17 protein-coding genes and 3 tRNA genes are annotated in these 19639 nt (G+C 65.2%); 8 read left to right on the top strand and 12 right to left on the bottom strand.

Translation table 11 applies throughout. The features are described from left to right. Genes EDF57_RS03635 through EDF57_RS03625 form a run of 3 tightly spaced genes read right to left on the bottom strand, consistent with a single transcriptional unit; the run spans position 1 to position 5892 of the window. Complete coding sequence (locus EDF57_RS03635; RefSeq protein ID WP_134093099.1) at positions 1–1908, bottom strand: response regulator; 1908 nt, start codon at positions 1906–1908, stop codon at positions 1–3. After that, entirely contained in the window at positions 1898–2770 is an 873-nt protein-coding gene (locus EDF57_RS03630) for a CheR family methyltransferase (RefSeq protein WP_134093098.1), read from the bottom strand. The genes EDF57_RS03635 and EDF57_RS03630 overlap by 11 nt, the downstream gene beginning before the upstream one ends. Next, a complete protein-coding gene (locus EDF57_RS03625) occupies positions 2767–5892 on the bottom strand; it encodes a response regulator (protein WP_134093097.1) in 3126 nt (1041 codons plus the stop codon). The genes EDF57_RS03630 and EDF57_RS03625 overlap by 4 nt, the downstream gene beginning before the upstream one ends. Positions 5893–6149: 257 nt before the next feature. Here EDF57_RS03625 and EDF57_RS03620 point away from each other — a divergent pair, with 257 nt between their 5' ends. The 3 genes from EDF57_RS03620 (at position 6150) to EDF57_RS03610 (ending at position 9399) form a co-directional block, all read left to right on the top strand. Beyond that, positions 6150–8087: a TadE/TadG family type IV pilus assembly protein gene (locus EDF57_RS03620; RefSeq protein WP_134093096.1), complete on the top strand. Its 1938-nt coding sequence runs from the start codon at positions 6150–6152 to the stop codon at positions 8085–8087. A gap of 77 nt (positions 8088–8164) precedes the next feature. Further along, a complete protein-coding gene (locus EDF57_RS03615; protein WP_243840851.1) occupies positions 8165–8710 on the top strand; it encodes a TadE family protein in 546 nt (181 codons plus the stop codon). After that, positions 8710–9399, top strand: a complete 690-nt coding sequence (locus EDF57_RS03610) for a TadE/TadG family type IV pilus assembly protein (RefSeq protein ID WP_134093095.1) — start codon at positions 8710–8712, stop codon at positions 9397–9399. The genes EDF57_RS03615 and EDF57_RS03610 overlap by 1 nt, the downstream gene beginning before the upstream one ends. Positions 9400–9460: 61 nt before the next feature. Here EDF57_RS03610 and EDF57_RS03605 read toward each other — a convergent pair. From EDF57_RS03605 to EDF57_RS03590, 4 genes are all read right to left on the bottom strand, one after another. Further along, a tRNA-Pro gene (locus tag EDF57_RS03605) sits at positions 9461–9537 on the bottom strand. A 48-nt stretch (positions 9538–9585) separates the two neighbouring features. Further along, positions 9586–9661, bottom strand: a tRNA-Ile gene (locus tag EDF57_RS03600). Between the two features lie 46 nt (positions 9662–9707). Next, positions 9708–10730: a polysaccharide deacetylase family protein gene (locus tag EDF57_RS03595; RefSeq protein WP_134093094.1), complete on the bottom strand. Its 1023-nt coding sequence runs from the start codon at positions 10728–10730 to the stop codon at positions 9708–9710. Positions 10731–10923: 193 nt separating this feature from the next. Further along, positions 10924–12873 (bottom strand): HAMP domain-containing histidine kinase, encoded by a 1950-nt coding sequence (locus tag EDF57_RS03590; RefSeq protein ID WP_134093093.1) that lies wholly within the window; start codon positions 12871–12873, stop codon positions 10924–10926. A gap of 398 nt (positions 12874–13271) precedes the next feature. Here EDF57_RS03590 and EDF57_RS03585 point away from each other — a divergent pair, with 398 nt between their 5' ends. Both EDF57_RS03585 and EDF57_RS03580 read left to right on the top strand, forming a co-directional pair. After that, positions 13272–13739 carry an Lrp/AsnC family transcriptional regulator gene (locus EDF57_RS03585; RefSeq protein WP_031342574.1) on the top strand — a complete coding sequence of 156 codons (468 nt, stop codon included), beginning with the start codon at positions 13272–13274 and terminating at the stop codon, positions 13737–13739. Between the two features lie 20 nt (positions 13740–13759). After that, entirely contained in the window at positions 13760–14284 is a 525-nt protein-coding gene (locus EDF57_RS03580; protein ID WP_134093092.1) for a hypothetical protein, read from the top strand. Here the strand turns inward: EDF57_RS03580 and aroQ are convergent. The 5 genes from aroQ to EDF57_RS03555 form a co-directional block, all read right to left on the bottom strand. Continuing rightward, positions 14248–14685: a type II 3-dehydroquinate dehydratase gene (gene aroQ, locus EDF57_RS03575; protein ID WP_134093091.1), complete on the bottom strand. Its 438-nt coding sequence runs from the start codon at positions 14683–14685 to the stop codon at positions 14248–14250. The genes EDF57_RS03580 and aroQ overlap by 37 nt on opposite strands. Before the next feature lie 104 nt (positions 14686–14789). Beyond that, positions 14790–15122: a hypothetical protein gene (locus tag EDF57_RS03570; protein WP_134093090.1), complete on the bottom strand. Its 333-nt coding sequence runs from the start codon at positions 15120–15122 to the stop codon at positions 14790–14792. Between the two features lie 134 nt (positions 15123–15256). Next, positions 15257–15670 carry a holin family protein gene (locus tag EDF57_RS03565; RefSeq protein ID WP_132263272.1) on the bottom strand — a complete coding sequence of 138 codons (414 nt, stop codon included), beginning with the start codon at positions 15668–15670 and terminating at the stop codon, positions 15257–15259. A 140-nt stretch (positions 15671–15810) separates the two neighbouring features. Continuing rightward, positions 15811–16026: a hypothetical protein gene (locus tag EDF57_RS03560; RefSeq protein WP_134093089.1), complete on the bottom strand. Its 216-nt coding sequence runs from the start codon at positions 16024–16026 to the stop codon at positions 15811–15813. 177 nt (positions 16027–16203) lie between these two features. Beyond that, positions 16204–16280: transfer RNA gene (locus EDF57_RS03555), tRNA-Pro, on the bottom strand. Between the two features lie 294 nt (positions 16281–16574). On the opposite strand from EDF57_RS03555, the gene yajC reads away from it, so the two are divergent. From yajC to secF, 3 genes are all read left to right on the top strand, one after another. Further along, entirely contained in the window at positions 16575–16910 is a 336-nt protein-coding gene (yajC, locus tag EDF57_RS03550; protein WP_086491997.1) for a preprotein translocase subunit YajC, read from the top strand. Between the two features lie 89 nt (positions 16911–16999). Next, positions 17000–18613: a protein translocase subunit SecD gene (gene secD, locus EDF57_RS03545; protein WP_132263269.1), complete on the top strand. Its 1614-nt coding sequence runs from the start codon at positions 17000–17002 to the stop codon at positions 18611–18613. Positions 18614–18625: 12 nt separating this feature from the next. Then, positions 18626–19612: a protein translocase subunit SecF gene (gene secF, locus EDF57_RS03540; protein ID WP_132263267.1), complete on the top strand. Its 987-nt coding sequence runs from the start codon at positions 18626–18628 to the stop codon at positions 19610–19612. Positions 19613–19639 lie beyond the last annotated feature (27 nt).

Below are 19639 nucleotides of genomic sequence, written 5' to 3'. Positions count from 1 at the left end.
TCAGCGGGCGAGGGCGCCGGCCTCTTCGGCGAGCTGGCGGACCATGGCGCCGACTTCCCGGCCCAGGAAGGGCTTGCCCAGCATGGGCCGCTCGCTGTGGTCTTTGGGCAGGTGCTGGCGGTCGTAGCCGCTGACGAAGGCGAAGGGCGTGGACCTTGCTGCCAATTCGTCCGCCACGGCGTCGATTCGCTCGCCATTGAGATTGCCGTCCAGGAGGGCGAGGTCGGGGCCGGTTTCGCGGATCATGGCAATGGCCTGTTCGCAGGACGTGGCAGGGCCGAGAGCGATGGCGCCCGAGTCCTCGATCTCCATCATCAGTTCCATGGCCACCAGCGGCTCGTCCTCGACGATCAGCACCCGCAGGCCCTGCGGGCTCGGGCGGTGTGCCGCCGCATCGACGGCGAGGGCGTCGGCCGACATTGAGTCAGCGGCCAGGGAGATGGCAGACTGAGGGCCGGCGGCCTCATGGATCGCCGCGGCGGGCGCGCCGCCAGCAGTGTCGGTTACCAGGAGCGGTGGCGGTTCGAGTGCGGCATCGTCGGCCAGCGGCAGCACCAGGTGCCAACGCACGCCTTCGAGGGCATATTCGGCGCTGATGCGGGCGCCATCGGCAGCCATGCTGCTTTCGATGAGGGTCGAGCCGAAGCCCCGGCGCTGCGGCGCGACGACCGGCGGACCGCCCCGTTCGCTCCATGTGAGCGAGAGGACATGGCGCGTCAGCGACCAGTCGAGCGCGACCGTGCCGGTCTCGTTGGACAGCGCGCCGTACTTGTGCGCGTTGGTGGCCAGCTCATGGAGGATCAGCGAAAAACGCAAGGCGAGTTCGGGCGGCAGGTCCACGTCGGGTCCGGCCAGTCGCAACCGTTCCTCGCTCACGGCGCCGATCGCCACCTGGTCCGCGATGAGCCGGCGCAGGCTGGCGGGTTCCCAGGTCGTGGCGCTGAGGAGTGAATGGGCGCGGGCAAGCGATTGCAGGCGCCCACCGAACGATTGCTGGAATTCCTCCGCCGAACGGGCATGGCGGAACCCCTGCGAGGCGATGGCCTGGACCGTGGCCAGCGTGTTCTTCACGCGGTGGTTCAGCTCGCCGATCAGCAGGCGCTGCGTTTCCTCGGCGCGGTGGCGCTCGGTCACGTCGAGCAGTTCGATCATCACGCTGGCCCCGCGCGAGCCCGTGCCCGCCAGCGAGGAACAGTACCATTCGCCTTCGCGCAGAGCCTTGTCGGCCCGCAGGAAGCGGTGCTCCTGCGTCTCGCGGCGGTCTTCCCCGCCGAGCAGGGCGCGCATGCCTTCGACGAAGCGCGCGCGGTCGGTCGGGGCCAGGAAGGGGGCTTCCTCCACTTTCAGGCCGAGCACGTCCTGCGCGGAGAAGCCGATCTCGCGCTCGGCGCTGCGATACCAGCTGACGATCCGCAAGTTGGCGTCGATCTCCAGCACGGCGAGCGGCGAATTGTCGCCGTGCGCGCGCAGGCGACCGAGCGCGAGGCCGAGTTCGTCGCGCTGGCGCGCGATCTCGCGGCGCTGGCGGGCGAGCTCGACGAAGACCGCGACCTTGGAGTTCAGCTCGACCATGTCGAGCGGCTTGAGCAGGTAATCGACGGCTCCGGCTTCGTAGCCACGGAACCGGCGGCGTTCGTCGGTGGCGAGCGCGGTCAGGAAGATGATAGGGACGGCGCGGGTACGCTCTGTACCGCGCATCAGTTCGGCCAGTTCGAAGCCGTCCATCTCGGGCATCATCACGTCGAGCAGAGCCAGTGCGAAATCGTCGCGCAGCATGGCTTCGAGCGCCTCGAAGCCGGACGAGACGGTGACGAGTTCGACACCCGGCTGGTCGAGCGCGGCTTCCAGGACGAGCAGGTTCTCCCGGATATCGTCCACGGCCAGGATCTTGAGCGGCTCATTCAGCAAAGGCGGCCTCCTGGACGTCGTGTTTGGTGCGTCGCCAGATCTTTTCCATTGGCGCGAATTCGGCGAAGCTATCGCCCTCTGCGGAGAAGTGCACGGTTTCCTTCGAGCCAAGCCCCAGGAATCCGCCGGGCGGAAGGGACTGCGCGAACAGGCCGAGCGCGCGGTCCTGAAGCGCCCTGTCGAAATAGATCAGCACGTTGCGGCTGGACACCAGTTGAACCTCGGAGAACACGGCGTCGCTCGCCAGATTGTGGTCGGCGAAGACCGCGCGGCGGCGCAGGGTCGGGTCGAACCGGGCCACGCCGTAGTTCGCGGTGTAATACTCCGCAAGCGACCCCTGGCCGCCTGCCTCGTGATAATTGCGGGAAAAGCCTGCGATCCGGTCGATCTCGTAGACCCCGGCCTCCGCCTTGGCGAGGGCGGCGGGGTTGATGTCGGTGCAGTAGAACAAGGTGCGTTCTTCCAGCCCTTCCTCGCGGAACAGGATGGCCAGCGAGTAGAATTCCTCGCCATTGGCGCAGCCGGCCACCCAGACCTTGATCGAGGGCCAGGTGCGCAGATGCGGGATGACCTGTTCGCGGATGGCCCGGAAATACTCGGGGTCGCGGAACATTTCGCTGACCTGGATGGTCAGGAAACCGATCAGGACGTTGAGGCTCTCTGGATCGTGGAGAATCCGGTCGAGCAGGCTGGAGAGGTGGGGATAGCCGAAATGGGATTGCGCCCGCTGCAGCCGGCGCAGCAGCGAGGCGCGGGAATAGTCCCGGAAATCGTACTGGTATCGCCGCCAGATCGCCTCGATGAGGAGGTCTACCTCGATATCCTCCACCGCTTCGACGGCGCGCCGTCCAAGGGGTTTCATCGCGGCATCCACACGCGGACGAGGCTGAGCAGCTTGTCGACGTCTAGCGGCTTGGAGAGATAGTCGTTGGCGCCGGCTTCCAGGCACTCGCGATGGTCGCGTTCCATGGCCTTGGCGGTGAGGGCGATGATCGGCAGGCCCTTCCACTGCGGGTTCTTGCGGATTTCGCGCGTGCAGGCGAGGCCGTCCATTTCCGGCATCATCACGTCCATCAGCACCAGGTCGACACCGACCCCGCCGCTGTCGCGGATATCGCTGTCCGCGACGCGGGCGAGTTCGTTGAGCGCCTCGATGCCGTTACGGGCGATGCGGACGTGCACGCCGTGCGGTTCGAGCACCGAGGTGAGGGCGTAGATGTTGCGGATGTCGTCTTCCACCACCAGGATCTGGCGGCCTTCCAGTGCGGCATCACGGCCCAGCGAGCGGGCGAGGAGCTGCTGCTTCTCGTCCGGCATCTCGGACACGACCTGGTGCAGGAACAGCGTCACTTCGTCCAGCAGGCGCTCGGGGCTCTTGGCGCCCTTGACGATGATCGACTTGGAATAGCGCCGCAGCCGCATCTCTTCCTCTTCGGAGAGTTCGCGGCCGGTATAGACGATCACAGGCGGGAAGCCGACGCTCTCGTCGTGGGAGAGACGTTCGAGCAGGTCGAGGCCGGACATGTCGGGCAAGTTGAGGTCAAGCACCATGCAGTCGAAGGTTTCCTCGCCAAGGCGGGCAAGGCAGTCGGCGGCGCTCTGGACGTCCACGGTCTCGACATCGCGCGAGGCGAGGAGGAGGTGGATCGCCTCGGCCTGGCGGGGGTCGTCCTCCACCACCAGCACGCGGCGCAGGCGCTGGTCCATGCGGGCTTCGAGGCCCTCCAGCATGCCGACGAGGGTGTCGCGGCTGACCGGCTTGAACAGATAGCCCACCGCGCCGCTGGCCAGCGCGGCATGGTCGTCGTGATCGGCAGAGACGATGTGGACGGGGATGTGGCGTGTGCGGGTGTCGCGCTTGATGCGATCGAGCACGGAAAGCCCGGTGTGGTCGGGCAGGTGCATGTCCAGGATCACCGCCTGCGGCAGATATTGCCGGGCGAGCAGGGCGCCTTCGTCGGCCGTGCCCGCGATCAGGCATTCGAAGCCTACTTCATGCGCCAGGTCACTGAGAATCCGGGCAAAAGCGGGATCGTCCTCGACGATCAGGATGACGCGGGAATCGCCCGAAAGCGTCTCGCGGTCGTCGGAAGGAGCAGGGCCGCGGCGGGTCGCCGGGGCCGTTGTCTGCGATGCGGCCGGGGTGGGCGTGGGGCTGGACCGGCCCGGGATCAGCGGGGTGCTGGCGGTATCGCCGGGCGTGAAGGTCTCGGGCAGTTCAAGAGTGAACACGCTGCCGGTGCCGGGCGTGCTGTCCACCGTGATGGTGCCGCCGAGCAAGTGCGCCAGTTCGCGGGAGATCGACAGGCCCAGCCCGGTGCCGCCGTACTTGCGGGCGATGCCGCCGTCCGCCTGGCGGAAGGCCTCGAAGATCGCGTCCTGCTGGTCCGTGGGAATGCCGGGGCCGGTGTCGCGCACCGCGAAGGCGATGCGGCCTTTCGCGGCCCGCGCGACGACGAGCGAGACTTCGCCCTGCGACGTGAACTTGATGGCGTTGGAGAGGAAGTTCTTGAGCACCTGCTCCAGCCGCAGCGGGTCGGTCTCGATCTCGGTCACGCCCTCGGCCGCATGCATCGTCAGCGACAGGCCCTTGCCCGAGGCTGCGGCGGAGAACGTGTTCTCCAGTTTGCCGAGCATGGCGTCCATCGGCACGCGGTGCGGTTCCAGTTCGAGCCGCCCGGCCTCGATCTTGGAAATGTCGAGCACGTCGTTGATCAGCGTCAGCAGATCGTTGCCGGAAGACTCGATGGTCTCGGCATAACGGACCTGCTCGCCCGAGAGGTTGCCCTGGCGATTGTCGGCCAGGAGGCGGGCCATGATGAGCAGCGAATTGAGCGGCGTGCGCAGTTCGTGGCTCATATTGGCGAGGAATTCGGACTTGTAGCGGCTGGCCTGTTCCAGCTCGTCGGTCTGGCTGCGCAGGCGGGTCTGCGAACGGGTCAGCTCGTCGCGCTGGGCTTCGAGCGATTGGGCCTGTTCCTCGAGCTGCGAATTGCTGCGCTCCAGCTCGGCCTGCTGTTCTTCGAGCTGGGTCTGAGAGTGAAGCAGCAGCTTGCTCTGCGCTTCCAGTTCGTCGTTGGTGGCGCGCAGTTCCTCGCTCTGGTTCTGAAGTTCCTCGGCCTGCTGCTGGGTCTCCGAAAGCAGGTGTTCCAGGCGGGCGCGATACTTGGCCGAACGCAGGGTGATGCCGAGCGAACTGCCGACGAGGTCGAGGAAGGCGGCGAGGTCTTCCGGCCGCGCTTCCGGCGTGTCGAGGAAACCGAGTTCGAGCACGGCGTTGACCGTACCGTCGACGTGGGGCGCGCCCAGCACCAGCCGGGCCGGCGTTGCCTGGCCGAGCGCGGTTCCGAACGAGAGGTAGCCGGCCGGAACGCGGGCGATGGTGGTGGTGCGGCCGTGGCGCATGACTTCGCCGAGCAGGCTCTCGCCCGGCTCCATCCGTTCGGGAACGGTGGCTCCGGCCGGCACGCCATATGTGGCGATCTTGCGGAAGGCGCCATCGTCCTTGACGTAGAGGGCGCCGGCGATCGCGCCGAAGCGCTCGGCCAGGAAGGAGAGGGTGCGGCTGCCCAGTTCGTCCAGCGCGATGCTGCCGGCTGTGGCCCGCGCCAGGTCCGTCTCGCTTTCGCGCAGCCATTGCTGGTGACGGTTGTCGTTACGGTAGCGGATGAGGAAGAAACCGATGACCGCCAGCAGGATATTGGTGATGCCCGACAAGGCGCGGTTCGTCATCGCCACTTCCAGGCCCAGCCCCTGCGGTGCCATGAAATAGGCGACGATGGTGCAGCCGATGCCGGAGATGGCGGCCAGCAGCGGCGTCACCGGGCGGCGGGCGACAAAGGCGATCACCGTGGGCAGCAGGTAGAGAACGCTCACCCCCGTTCCCAGGGGAATGGTGGCGTCGATCAGAAGGCAGAGCCCCAGGGTGATGATAATGACGAGCGCTAGCTGGACGTGAGGACTGAAAGCCTTGCTGGGCGACATTATGAATCTCAAGGGGAAACGCCGGCTGCAGGTGGACCGCTCCTCCCCCCAAACTTCAAGGGCGGTCCCCGGATCGGGAGGTTGAACGCAGGCAGGGTTCCATCGGTTCCCGAGGGAACGTGATAAATCTTGTATTACCCAAGATTTTCGAGGTTTCGTGAAGCGCAGCGGCGCAGGGTGAGTGAGGGTTTCATTAAGTAAGTTCCGGTAGGGCGTGCTGAAATCCCGACGAACTTCGCCGAAAGACTGGTCCTCCGATGCGCAGAATCACTCACCAGTTGCACCGCCTCCTCAAGGACATATCCGGCAATATCCTGCCGATGGCGGCCATCGGCATGGTCGTGGCGGCGGCGATCGTGGGATCGGCCATCGATCTCAGCCGCAACTTCAAGGTGGAGAACCAGCTCCAGGCCGCCTGCGACTCCGCGGTGCTGGCGGCGCGGCGCACCGTGGCGACGGACGCGGATTCGACGACGCCGGTCAACGGACTGGCGCCGTCCGTCCACACGGTGGCAGACAACTACTTCAAGACCAATTTCAACGATTCCACTCTTGGCACGGGCACCACGAACTTCGAGGTGTCTTCCCCGGACAAGGGCCAGACCGTCGAGGGCACGGCCGCGACCGTGCTGGACACCGTGGTCATGCGCCTGTTCGGGTTCAACAATTTCGCTCTGAGCGTGAAATGCACATCGTCCATGGGCATCGGCAATGCCGACGTGATGATGGTGCTGGATACCACCGGCTCGATGGCGGAATCGCTGAGCGGATCGACCCGCATCGCCGCGCTGCGCAGCGCGATGAAGAACTTCTACACCACGGTTTCCGGCGCGACCAAGGAAACCAACGCCCGTGTGCGCTACGGATTCGTGCCCTACAGTTCGTCAGTCAACGTCGGCAAGCTGCTCAACGCCGTGGACAAGAGCTACATCGCCGACAGCTGGAACTACCAGTCGCGCGTGCCGATCTTCCTGAACGTCGCAAATGGGACGAAGACGGGGACTTCGGTAGACTATTCCAATCCCACATCGAAAACGACCCAGGGCAATACCGGCTACAACCAAAACCAGTGCTCGAAGAATTTGCCGTCCAGCCAGACGAGCTATTCGGACAACGGCTCGTCCACGTCCGAGACCACGATGTCCGGTACGAGCCCGAATATCATCGTTACGATCGTGACCAAGCAGCCCCAGCAAATGCTGACGTACGAATGCAAGAGCAGCAAAGGCACGTATTATATTTATACGACCACCTACTCGCGCACGAAGACGACCACTGACACTTACAAGAACGCCACGAATTCCACAAATGTGAAGGGTTCTACCTTCGACCATTGGGAATATCGCCAGGTCACCGGCGTCGATACGTCCAAGTTCAAGACGTTCGGCTCTACCCCCGTGCTCAACGGCAATAACGGCGCGTCCGTTTCCTACACCTGGGGCGGTTGCATCGAGGAGCGCAGCACGTCGAACACGGCGAACTTCAGCTACAACTCGATCACGGGCCTCAGCCCGTCGACGGCGCTGGACATCGATATCGACAGCGCGCCAACGTCGGATGCCAAGACCAAGTGGGGTCCGCTCTGGCCGGAGATTTCCTACCGCCGTGCGGGCAGCAGTTCCAGCACCTGGACACGCAACACGACGACGGATGGCGCATCGGCCGGAACCTACTGCCCCGCCGAAGCGAAGCTCCTGACCGAGATGGACCAGTCCAGCTTCAACACTTACGCGAACTCGCTGACGGCGGTGGGCGGCACTTACCTCGACATCGGCATGATCTGGGGTGGGCGGATGCTCTCGCCCGACGGTATCTTCAAGGACACGGTGAACCTGGAGCCCACCAACGGCGGTGAAGTCGCCCGGCACATCATCTTCATGACCGACGGCCAGATGGACACGTCCAACTATGTGCCGACGGCCTGGGGCATGGACTGGTGGGACCTGCGCACGACGGCTGGCGGCTCGGAAAGCGATGCCGACGCGCGCCACACGTCGCGCTTCCTCGCCGTCTGCGAGGCGATCAAGGCCAAGGGTATCCGCGTCTGGGTGATCGCCTTCACTTCGGGGCTTTCCACCGACCTGAAGACCTGCGCCTCCGACGACAGTTCCTATGTCGCCACCAACGCCACCGATCTCAACACCGCGTTCCAGGAAATCGCCAAGCAGGTCGGCGAACTGAGGATCACCGAGTGATGCTGCGCCGCCTGTCGCATTCGGCTGCCGGAGCGCTCCGGCGCCTCGGGGCCGACTGCCGGGCTGATACCCGGGGCGTGACCGCGATCGAGTTCGCCGTGGCGGGCCCGGTCCTCATCATCCTGCTCATGGGCATCTTCGACCTGGGCCACATGGCTTACATCCGGGCCGTGCTCCAGGGCGGCGTACAGCAAGTGGCCCGCAACGGCACGCTGGAGACTGCCGAGACGGAAGCGGGCGATGCCTATGTCAAGCGACTGGTCGACGGTGTCGCACCGGGAGCCAAAGTGGAAATCACGCGGTCGAGCTATTTCGACTTCACCGACATCGCCCGGCCAGAGGCCTGGAACGACAAGAACAACAACAGCATCTGCGACAATGGCGAATCCTACACGGACGAGAACAAGAACGGCCATTGGGACGCCGATGTCGGCAAGAGCGGCAATGGCGGCGCGAACGACGTGGTCGTCTACACCGTGAAGGTCACGTATACGCCCGTGTTCCCCGTTCCCGGACTGACCGACGGGAACACCAAGCGCACGCTCTCGGCCACGGCCGTCAGGAAGAACCAGCCTTACGCCCTTCAGCAGGCGGTAGGCTCGGCAGCAGGGACCTGCCAATGATGGCATCGCCGAACAGGCCGAAGGACTGGCCGCGCTGCGCCGCGCTCCTGCACCGGCTGCGCAAGGACCAGAGCGGCGTCTCGTTCATCGAACTTGCGCTTATCCTGCCGGTGCTGCTGACCCTGGGGCTTTACGGCACCGAAGTGGCGATGATGGCCATGACCAACATGCAGGTCGGCGAAATCGCGACGTCCGTGGCGGACAACGCCTCCCGCCTCGGGCAGACGGACAACAGCACCGTCAGCCCGACGGTCAAGGAAGCGCAAGTCGATTCGGTCATGTGGGGCGCCCTGAAAGAGGGCAGCAGCTTCGATTTCGAAACCAATGGCCGTGTCGTCCTGTCCAGCCTGGAATACGACAGCGATACCAAGCGGCAGTTCATCCACTGGCAGCGGTGCCGCGGCGATCTGGACCGCAAGTCAGCTTATGGTGAGGCGGATCCCTACAAGACCGGCCCGGTGCTGGACGGCATGGGTGTGAAGGACCACAAGATCTACTCGGTGCCCAATTCCGCAGTGATGTTCGTGGAAGTCTACTACCACTACCAGCCGCTGTTCGGGACGATGTTCGTGAAGGACCAGGTGTTCAAGCACGAGGCGGCCTTCCTGATTCGCGACGACCGCAGCCTCAACCCCAGCGGCACCAAGAACGGCATCACCGGAACCGGCAGCCAGTCGCTCTGCACCTGAGGCGAAGGCCCTTGCGGCCCGCCCCTTGCAGGGATGTTTTCAGATCTGCGGAAAAACGAATTGGTCGGGGAGACAGGATTCGAACCTGCGACATCTTGCTCCCAAAGCAAGCGCGCTACCGGGCTGCGCCACTCCCCGACCCTTCGGTCGTCGATGTTGATCCGGGACCAGAAGTCCCGGTGCCGTTGGTGGGCCCGGCAGGATTCGAACCCGCGACCTAGCCGTTATGAGCGGCCAGCTCTAACCGCTGAGCTACAGGCCCCAACTGCCACGCCCGGCTCCATCGACGAGGCCGGACGAGAAGCCCGTTAGCTTGGCAATTCGTTCTGCGCAAGCGCTACGCTGGACATGATGTTGGCAACATTGCTCGGTTTTACACCGCGGCGTTCCAGATGCGCGAAAAGTGTGCGCCACCAGCCGTAGAGCGAGTCCAGATCCTGCGCGTCCCGCACGTAAGGCGTATAGCCGGGAACGAGCGAGGGGCTGTGGAAGGAGAAGACCAGCACCGGCAACCCGGCATCGATGGCCACGTCGACGCCGCGCAGCGCTTCCTCGGCCGTGATTCCCTCCGGTGTCAGGGGGATGCGCTCCAGCAGTCCGGCACGGGCGAGGGCGCCGCGCAGCTGCGGCATGCGCCAGAGCGCGGGGTAGATCGTGTTGCCAAGCTGCCGCAGCGGTCCCCAATAGACGGTGGTCAGCGGCAGTTCGAGCAGCCGCCGCGCGTTGTCCGTCCAATAAGGTTGCAGCGGATGGGTGCGATAGTTCGGCCCGCCGGAAGCGCTGTAGTCGAACCGCGCGCGTACCGAAGTGTCGATGGCGATGCCGAATTCGTCCAGGATCTCGGCAGTGCGCGGGCCGAGCCCGTAGCGTCCGGCCCGGTAGATGCGCGGCGCCGTGCCGAAAGCTTCGACGATTCGGCCGTGAAGGCGCGCGAACTTCTCGCGCTCCAGTTCGAAGCCCAGGTTCCCGGCGTAGGAATTGAACTCGGTGACGGCCTCGTCGAACGGGGGGTTCACCCAGGGGTGAAGCTGGACGCCCACTTCCGCCCGCCCGGCCGCGACCGCTTCGCCGATGGCTTCGGGTGCCAGCGGCGAATCGGCGACCGGATAATCCACGAGATAGATCGGCACGACGCCGAACTCCTCGCAGAACTGCTGGAACGTGCGCAGTGCCGGGACGGAAAGCGTGCCATGTCCGTGCCGGTCGAGCGGCGCATTCCAGTCGAACTCTTCCTCGGTATCGACCGTGACGATGAAACGCTGGCCGAATCCCTCGCTGAATTGCGCAAGGGCATCGGCGCGCGGCGGCAGGAGGAGGTTGGTCCCCGGCAAGACAGAATATTCCCTCAATCGGGTCGCATCCGACAGAACGACAATATGGACGAAGCGGCTCCGGGACCAGGCAGGCTGGCCTGCGAATCCGCAAGTACGGCAGGAACGGGCTAGAGGAAAAGTGTTCCGCTTCGGTAAAGGGGCGGGAGGAAAGTCTTCCCCCGCACGGTCTGGAACCCTCTCCGCGAGCGGCTCAGAGCGCGCGGCTTTCGGCGTCCTGCGCGCGGCCGAGCGCCGATGCCGCGAAAGCGGGAAGCGACAGCCGCAGCTCGTCGCCGTCGCGCTGGAGGCTGCCACCGGCAGCGTCGGCTTCGGCCGCTGCCAGGCGCAAGGTGAAGCCGATGCCGAACATGCCGGTGGAAAGCGACTGGCCGCGCTCGCTCACCGGCGTTTCGAACAGGCTCTGGGCATCGCGCGCCAGCAGCAGCGAGGGCAAGGTCACCCGCATGGCCACGCGCCCGTTCTCCACGGCGAGCCGGACCGGCAGCAGTTCGTGCGGCGCGGTCATCCCGGCGAGGACGGCGAAGACGCGCCATATCATGCGCTCGATCTCGGTCCGCTCGATCGCGATCGGCAGCGCCGGCCCGCCCGTTTCGGGAAGGACGAAACCGCTGCCGCGCGGCTCGGTCCAGGCCTTGAGGCGCGCAACGGTCTCGGACAGGACAGCGACGAGGTCGCTTTCGCCCGATTCGATGCCGAGGGCGCCCGATTCGAGCTTTACCAGCCGGTCGAGTTCCTCGAATCCGGCCAGGATATGGGCGCAGTCCCCGGCGATGGCCGCGGCAAGGGCGCGATATTCGTGCGGAGCAGGGCCGTAGAGCTGCTGCTGGATGATCTCCGCGGCGACCTGGATGGCATTGGCCGGCGTGCGCAGTTCGTGCAGCACCTGGCGCATGCGGTCCGCCTCGCTGGGTTCGGCGGCCGGGGCCGCGTCGACGGCGGCGATCTTGCCGGGGCGGCGCAGGCGCCCGGCATAGCCCGTGAATCGGCCGCTCGCGGGGTCGAAGTGCGGCACGGCATCCACTTGCCAGGCACCGCTGACGGCGGGCGCGCCGGTGATCTCGATGGCAACCGCGCGGAGGGGTTGGCGGTGCCGGATGGAAAGTGCCAGGCCGGGAATATGCATCGAGGCCATCTGCACGGACGGCAGCGGCGCTGCAGGATCGAGCGGCTCACTCACCATCGGGTCGAGCGCCGCGAGGTTCAGGCCGATCAGCGCGCTGGCATGGGAACCGTCGGCCCAGCAGACGCGGCCTTCCGAATCCGTCGCGAAATCCATGGCGGCGGGGGCGCTGGCGCTGGGCGCATCGCCCAAAGGCAGGCGGGGAGAGCCGCCGGCAATACCCGGTGCGTGATGCTCGCGTGCCTTGCGGAATTCCTCGATGCGGCGGACGATCGCGCCGATGCCGTCGCCGCCTTCCATGCCGGCCCCGCCGCCGCTGGCCTCCAGCCCGCTGCGCAGCGCGGCCGAACGGCGCGAGGTGGCGGCCTGTTCGAAATCGGCGAAGGAAATCGGCTCGGCGCCCCGCGGTTGCTCCGTCTCCGGTTCCTCTTCGGCGTCCGGCTGCTCGGCTTCGTCGAGCAAGTCGAAAGGTTCGGCCTCATCAAGCGTCGGAGGCGCGGCGTGGTTTTCGCTCGCGGCCTCGCTCGGAAACTGAATTTCGAAGGTGGAAACGGAGACTTCCAGGACTTGCGCGTTCGGGGCGGGCGGCAGGCCGCGATCCTGGATGCCCAGACGGTCGAGCAGCGCGCCGACTTCCGGGCCGAGATCGCGGCGGTGGCGCAAGATGCCGCGGGCGCGCACGGGCAAGGCGGGCACGAGGCGAAGCCAGCCCGCTTCGTCCAGCCGCGCCGTGCCGATGGCAGCCAGGGCGACCTCGGGTTCCGCTTCGGCGAACAGGGCCAGAAGACGGGCATTGGTCAGGGGCTGGAGCGGCTGGCGCACCAGCCGCGCACGGTCTGCCGCGCCGATCTGTGCGCCGAGTTCCTCGACCCGGGCAAAGCCGGCCTCGATGGCGTCGGAACGGGCGTCCTCGGGCAGGCGCCCCAGGATGTCGATCAACTGCCGGTACTGGATGCGCGCCAGCGCGTCCCCGGAGGACGGCAGGCGCAGTACCGTGGCAAGGCGATCGTCGAAATGCATTCCGGCTCCATAGGCGGTCTGCAAGCCCTTGCGAAGCCGCCCTATCCCTAATGTTACCCGAAGTAGGCCCTTAGAGGTTAAGTCAGGGTCACCAAGGGGCGAACTTTACTTCGAAAAATGCAGCGGCGCCCGTGTTTCCTGCCCGCCCGGTATTCGCCTTCGCCGGTCTTCCATGTTCCGCCAATGGGGGAAAGGAGCCGGAAAGGCCCGCAAATCCGGCCGCCGGCCTATGCGAAAACGCTCTCTAGCAAACTGTGTAGACGCTGTAAGTCGGCAGATTGTAGGCGTTGCAATGCGGGACGATTACGCTAAGGGATAATATTATTACAGGGGTGTCAGCGTTTTCGAGTGGATATTGCATGCCGGATCACGCTGCGCGCCCGCAAGGAAAGTTTCGCATGATTAATCTCGATGACATCGATCGCCGCTTGCTTGCAGAGTTGCAGGACGAGGGCCGCATCACCAATGTCGAACTCGCCCAGCGCGTCGGTCTCACCGCTCCGCCCTGCCTGCGTCGTGTGCGCAGCCTGGAGGAATCGGGCATCATCCAGGGCTACCACGCCGATCTGGACGCTTCGAAGCTGGGCTTCACCATCACCGTCTTCGCGCTGGTCAGCCTGAAGAGCCAGGCCGAGGAATCGCTGCGCGCCTTCGAGGACCACATGAAGGGTCTGCCCGAAGTGCGCGAATGCCACATGCTCAACGGCGAGATCGACTTCATTCTGAAGATCGTCAGCCGCGACCTGCAGAGCTTCCAGGAATTCCTCACCAGCAAGCTGACGCCCGCACCGAACGTGGACAGCGTCAAGACCTCGCTGACGATCCGCACCGCCAAAAGCGTGCCGGGCGTTCCGCTGGAAGCCTGAAAGCGAATCACCGCGTGGCAATGACGAGAAAAAGGCGCCGCGTCCTGCTCCTGGGCGCGGCGTTGCTGTTGGCAGCCGGGAACCTCTGGTGGTTCACACGGGGAAGCAGTCAGCCCGAGCCGGACTTCGTGCTGGGCGCGACGTTCGAATATGCGAGCATCGCGGCGCAGGACCTGCCTTCACTGCCGCGCTATGATGCCGCCAAGGGAACGTGGCAGGCCCGCGGCCGGCCGGTCACCGCGATAAAGGATCACGTTCGCCCTTATCGCGCCTCCGATTCTGTCACGAAGTGGAGCCCCACGTCCTATGTGGCGATAGGGGTAGAGGCGAGTGCCGGTCCCAGCCAGCTTCACCCGATCTTTCTCGATCTCGTCCGCGCGGGGATCTGCGATGTTGCCGTTGTTCAGGACGGAATGTCGCCCGATCCGCGCGGGGAGGTGGCTGTCTTGATCCAGCATGTCGTGTCCGTCAGGGACGGCACGGGCAGGGCGGTGAAATGCCCCGCGCCTCAGAGCGCGGCAGCGCCCTCCAGCGCCAGCAGATAGCTCTTCGCACCGAAACCGGCGACAGTCGCCTTGGCCGCCATGCCGACCCATGACGTGTGGCGGAATTCCTCGCGGGCGTGCGGGTTGGAGAGGTGCACCTCGATCACCGGCACCTTGATAGACCGGATCGCGTCATGCAGCGCGATCGAGGTGTGCGTATAGGCGCCGGGATTGATCAGCACCGCGTGGGCGCCTTCGTCCTCGGCTTCGTGCAGCCAGTCGATCAGGTGGCCTTCGTGGTTCGACTGGCGCATGTCGATGGTGCAATCCAGCGTCTCGCCGCGCTCCACCAGCATGGCGCCGATGTCGTCCAGCGTCTGCGAACCGTAGATGCCGGGCTCACGCTTGCCCAGGCGGTTGAGGTTCGGTCCGTTGAGGACGTAGACGAGCTTGCTGGCCATTTCGCGATTTCCCGGTGCGGTTGCTATCCGGGCGCGGCTCTAGAGCATTTTCAGGCCCGCTGGAAACACCCCAAGGCGCCGAACCGGCAAAGAAGCGGGGCGCGTCAGCGGGGTGCGGGCATCTGGTCGCCGATGGGGCGGCCGTCCGCCTGCGTACCGACGGGAGGCTGCGGTGCGCTGCCGCCGAAGTCGGGTGCTGCATCCTGCGCACTCTCCGGCGCCGTTTCCGCCTCCGACTGGTCGGCATCGGCGTCGCCCTGATAGAACTTCGCGAGTTCGGCGTCGTTGGCCTTGAGCCGCGCGGAGGCTGCCGCGCTTTCCGCCTGCTGCCGGGCGGAGGCTTCCTGTTCCGCGGAACTCTTCGCCGCGGCAAGCTGCTTTTCCAGCTCTTCCTCGCGGCTCGGCCCGCAGGCCGCCAGCACCAGGGCCGGGCTCAAGACCAGTGCAATGGGCAAGACATTCCGAAACACGCAGTGGCTCCCCGCCAGACATCGCTGTGAGACCGCAAAAGTGACGGTCCTGCCGGGATCTCTAGCGGGGAAGGTTTGGCTTAATCTTAACGGGCGAAAATCTAGCGGTCCGAACCCCTGGCCTTGCCCCACTGCCGCATCGCCGAATATCCGAGGTATCCGGTGCCGAAGAGAGCGTAGAGCGGCTCGGGGATACCGTTCAGATAGGCCGACATGCTGCTGCCGATGGCTTCGGCGGTCCGGGGGCTCAGGGCGCCGATCAGGCCCATGGGCAGCGACCACAGGATCATGAGGTAGATGACGTAGAGAAAGCTCGGCCTGGCCCGGCTGGTCCAGGGATCGCGCGACTCGGCTTCTGCGACGATCGGCGAGAGACCTGCCTGAAGCATCTGCAATTCCTGAGAATTTTCGAGTTTCAGCAGTTCCAGCTTGGCACGGTCCCGTGCGTCGGGGTCGGGGATCACCTTGTCGATGATCTTCGAAACCGGCGCGAGTATCGAATCGAACAGGGGCATTGGCGGGCACTCCCTAGGATGGTGGCCCGCAACCAGATAATCGAAGCGATCGATGTAGGAAAATGCTGCCAGTCATCGCCGCAGTCGGCGGTGCTCGCAGGAAGTGAGGCGGGGAGGAACTGCTCCAGCCGCCTCGCGGATCAGACGTCGGACGGTATTGGCCGGTCGAGATAAGTGGTTTCGCCCTGCCGGCGCGCTTCCCAGGCATTGGTGCGCTCGCGGGCATAGGCCTTCTGCACGCGAACCCGGCTGATGCCGTATCGCTTGGCCAGATCGCCGTAAGTCGCGCCATCGATCACGGCGACGTAGATCGCGGCATTGCGCTCTTCGCTGGGGTTAGGATTCTCAGAGGACATCGACATTCTCCCGCGTTCTGCGCCGTGCTGGTTGGTCACCCGTCGCAGGCGATTCGTCCTCGGCAACGTATCAAGCCTGGGTTCCGATCCCAATCGGACGCGGTCCTGTCCGAAACGAAGTGAGGGCTGAAACGAAAACGCCGTCTCCCGCACGAAGCAGGAGACGGCGTTTTTCATTGGTCGGGACGAGAGGATTCGAACCTCCGACCCCCACACCCCCAGTGTGATGCGCTACCAGGCTGCGCTACGTCCCGACCGGAGCGCGGCCTATAGGAGGCCTTTTTCGAGAGCGCAAGCGTCTGAATGACACTTTCTTCACGGTGCTTGAACGGCACTTGTGGATACCTATTTGGCGACGGCTTCGGTGAGGCCCACGGGGGATGGCGGCTTTCCGCAGGAAGGCCGCGCGTTGCCAGTGCTCCGCTTTGTTGCTAACCGCGCGCATCCGGCAAAGTCCATGAATGGATTTTCCCGGCGAGGCGTGCGGCAGATCGGATGCCGCGTATTGCCGCGCCGGCACGAACACGACGAGAAGGCCCTTCAGTTCAATGCAAAGCTCGATTCTCAACCAGCTCGCCGCCGCCGCTCCTGCCGGCGCGCCGCCGGCATGGATCCAGTACCTGCCCTTCGTCGCGATGGCGGTGATCTTCTGGTTCCTCATCCTGCGTCCGCAGATGAAGCAGCAGAAGGAGCACAAGAACAAGCTTTCGGCGCTCAAGAAGGGTGACGAAGTGCTGACCGGAGGCGGCCTCGTCGGCAAGATCGTCAAGATCGACGACAACTACGCCGATATCCAGCTTGCGCAGGGCGTCGTCGTCAAGGCGGTCAAGTCGACCATCGTCGATGTGATCCCGCCGGCCGGCTCGAAGCCCGCAAACGACTGAATTTCCGGCATCGCCGGGCTGAACCTGGCGATTCCCGATATCATGGAGCGCCCTGGACCGGGCGCTCTTTCGGAGAGAAGCCACAGGCTATGCTCGAATTTCCTACCTGGAAGAAGCTCTGGTACTGGGCGCTGACGATCGTCATCGCCCTTTGCGCCGTGCCGTCGCTGGTCTCGCTGACCAATGCGCGCTGGCCCGCATTCCTGCCGGAGCCAAAGATCAATCTCGGCCTCGACCTGGCCGGCGGCAGCCGCCTCCTGCTGGAGGCCGACCGCAAGCAGGTCGTCCAGCAGCGCCTGGAAGGCATGGAAGAATCCGTGCGCACGCGGCTGCGCCAGGCCAGCCCGACCATCGCCATCGGCGATTTTTCCAGCAACGGCGGCCAGCTGGCCTTCACCGTGCGCGACGCTTCGCAGGTGGATGCCGCGCGGGAAGCGATCCTGCCGCTGACCTCCGGCGCGGGCCTGACCGGCCAGCGTGACTGGGACATCACTGTACAGGACGGCACGCGCTTCATCCTCGTGCCGACCCAGGCCGGTATCGACCTGGCGATCAGCAACGCGATGGAAACCGCGGTCGAAGTGGTCCGCAAGCGCATCGACGCGCTCGGCACCAAGGAGCCCGACATCCGCCGTCTCGGCGGTACCCGCATCGACGTGCAGGTGCCCGGCCTCCAGGACCCGCAGGCGCTGAAGAACCTGCTTGGCCAGACCGCCAAGCTCGAATTCAAGCTGGTCGACGAAACGGCCGTGCCCAGCGATCTGGCCAAGGGCATCGTGCCTCCGGGCGACGAGATCGTGCCTTACGCCGATCCCACTTCGCCGGCTGCCGGCGGCGTTCCCGCCATTGCGGTGAAGCGTCTGGGCGGCATCAAGGGCGACGAGCTGACCGATGCCAAGCAGGCCTTCGAACCGAAGACCAACGCGGCGGTCGTCTCGATCACCTTCAATCAGCAGGGCGGCGAGAAGTTCGCCAAGCTGACGACCGAGAACGTCAACAAGCGCTTCGCCATCATCCTCGACGGCAAAGTGCTCTCCGCGCCCAGCATCAACGAACCGATCCTGGGCGGCAGCGCCCAGATCTCGGGCAGCTTCAACGTCCAGTCGGCCACGCAGCTCGCCATCGCCCTGCGTTCGGGCGCGCTTCCGGTCGATCTGACCGTCGTCGAGGAGCGCACCGTCGGTCCCGACCTCGGCGCCGATTCGATCCAGAAGGGCGTCGTCGCCATGGGCGTCGGCTCGCTGCTGCTGATGGTGTTCATCTTCCTGACCTATGGCCGCCTCGGTGCCTATGCGAACCTGGCGCTGGTCATCAACGTGCTGATGATCCTGGGCGTGATGGCGGTGCTGGGCACCACCCTGACGCTTCCCGGCATCGCCGGCTTCGTGCTGACGATCGGTGCGGCCGTCGACGCCAACGTGCTCATCAACGAGCGTATCCGCGAGGAACGCCATCGCGGCCGCCGCGTGGTGCAGTCGGTCGAGCTGGGCTACAAGGAGGCGAGCCGCGCCATCTTCGACGCCAACATCACCAATGCCATCTCGGCGGTGCTGATGTTCGCCTTCGGCTCGGGTCCGGTCCGCGGTTTCGCGGTCGTCCTCATGATCGGTATCGCGACTTCGGTGTTCACCGCCGTCACGATGAGCCGGATGTGGGTTGCGGGCTGGCTGCGTCGCACCCGTCCCAGCGACCTGAACGTATAAAGGTACTGGCGCATGAAGCTCCTCAAGCTCATTCCCGATCACACGAACATCCACTTCCTGCGCTGGCAGTGGCCGTTCTTCATCACCAACCTGCTGGCGATGGCGGCATCGATCGTGCTGCTGTTCACGCATGGCCTCAACCTGGGCGTCGACTTCGTCGGCGGCCAGATGATCCGCGTGACGTTCGAGCAGAGCGCCACGGCGCCGGTCGGCAAGCTGCGCGACAGCGTGGATTCGCTCGGCTTCGGCGAGCCGGTGATCCAGACGTTCGGCAAGCCCAACGAAGTCTCGGTCCGCATGAAGCTGCCGGAAGGTGCGGAGGACAATCCGAAGCTGGCCGACGGCATGGCGCGCAAGATCACCGAAAAGGTGCGTCATGACTTCGCCGACGCCCGTGTCGACGGCGTCGACTCGGTCTCGGGCAAAGTCTCCGGCGAGCTGTTCCACACCGGCATGCTCGCCCTCGGCCTGGCGATGATCTGTATCTCGATCTACATCTGGATCCGGTTCGAATGGCAGTTCGCCGCCGGCGCGCTGTTCGCGCTGGTGCAGGACATCCTGCTCACCGTGGGCATGTTCTCGCTGACGCAGATGGAGTTCGACCTCAACATCGTCGCCGCGCTGCTGACGCTGCTGGGCTACTCGCTGAACGACAAGATCGTGGTTTACGACCGTATCCGCGAGAACATGAAGAAGCACCGCCGCATGCCGATGAGCGAGCTGCTCGACCTCTCGGTGAACGAGACGCTGTCGCGCACGATCGCGACCTCGCTTTCGGTGCTGATCATGCTCGTCTCGCTGCTGCTGCTCGGTCCCGACGTGATCTTCGGTTTCACCGCCGCCATCACGCTGGGCATCTTCATCGGCACCTACAGCTCGATCTTCATGTCCGCGCCGATCCTGATCTGGCTGGGCGTGAAGTCGGACTCCTTCGTGAAGACGGAAACCGATATCGACCGCCAGGAACGCCTCGCCCGCGAGGGCGGCGCGCGGCCCTGAGCCGAAGCACCTCACGCTGACGAAAGG

Source organism: Novosphingobium sp. PhB55 (genome assembly GCF_004368805.1).
Taxonomy (GTDB): domain Bacteria; phylum Pseudomonadota; class Alphaproteobacteria; order Sphingomonadales; family Sphingomonadaceae; genus Novosphingobium.
This window is presented reverse-complemented; position numbering and strand designations above follow the sequence as displayed.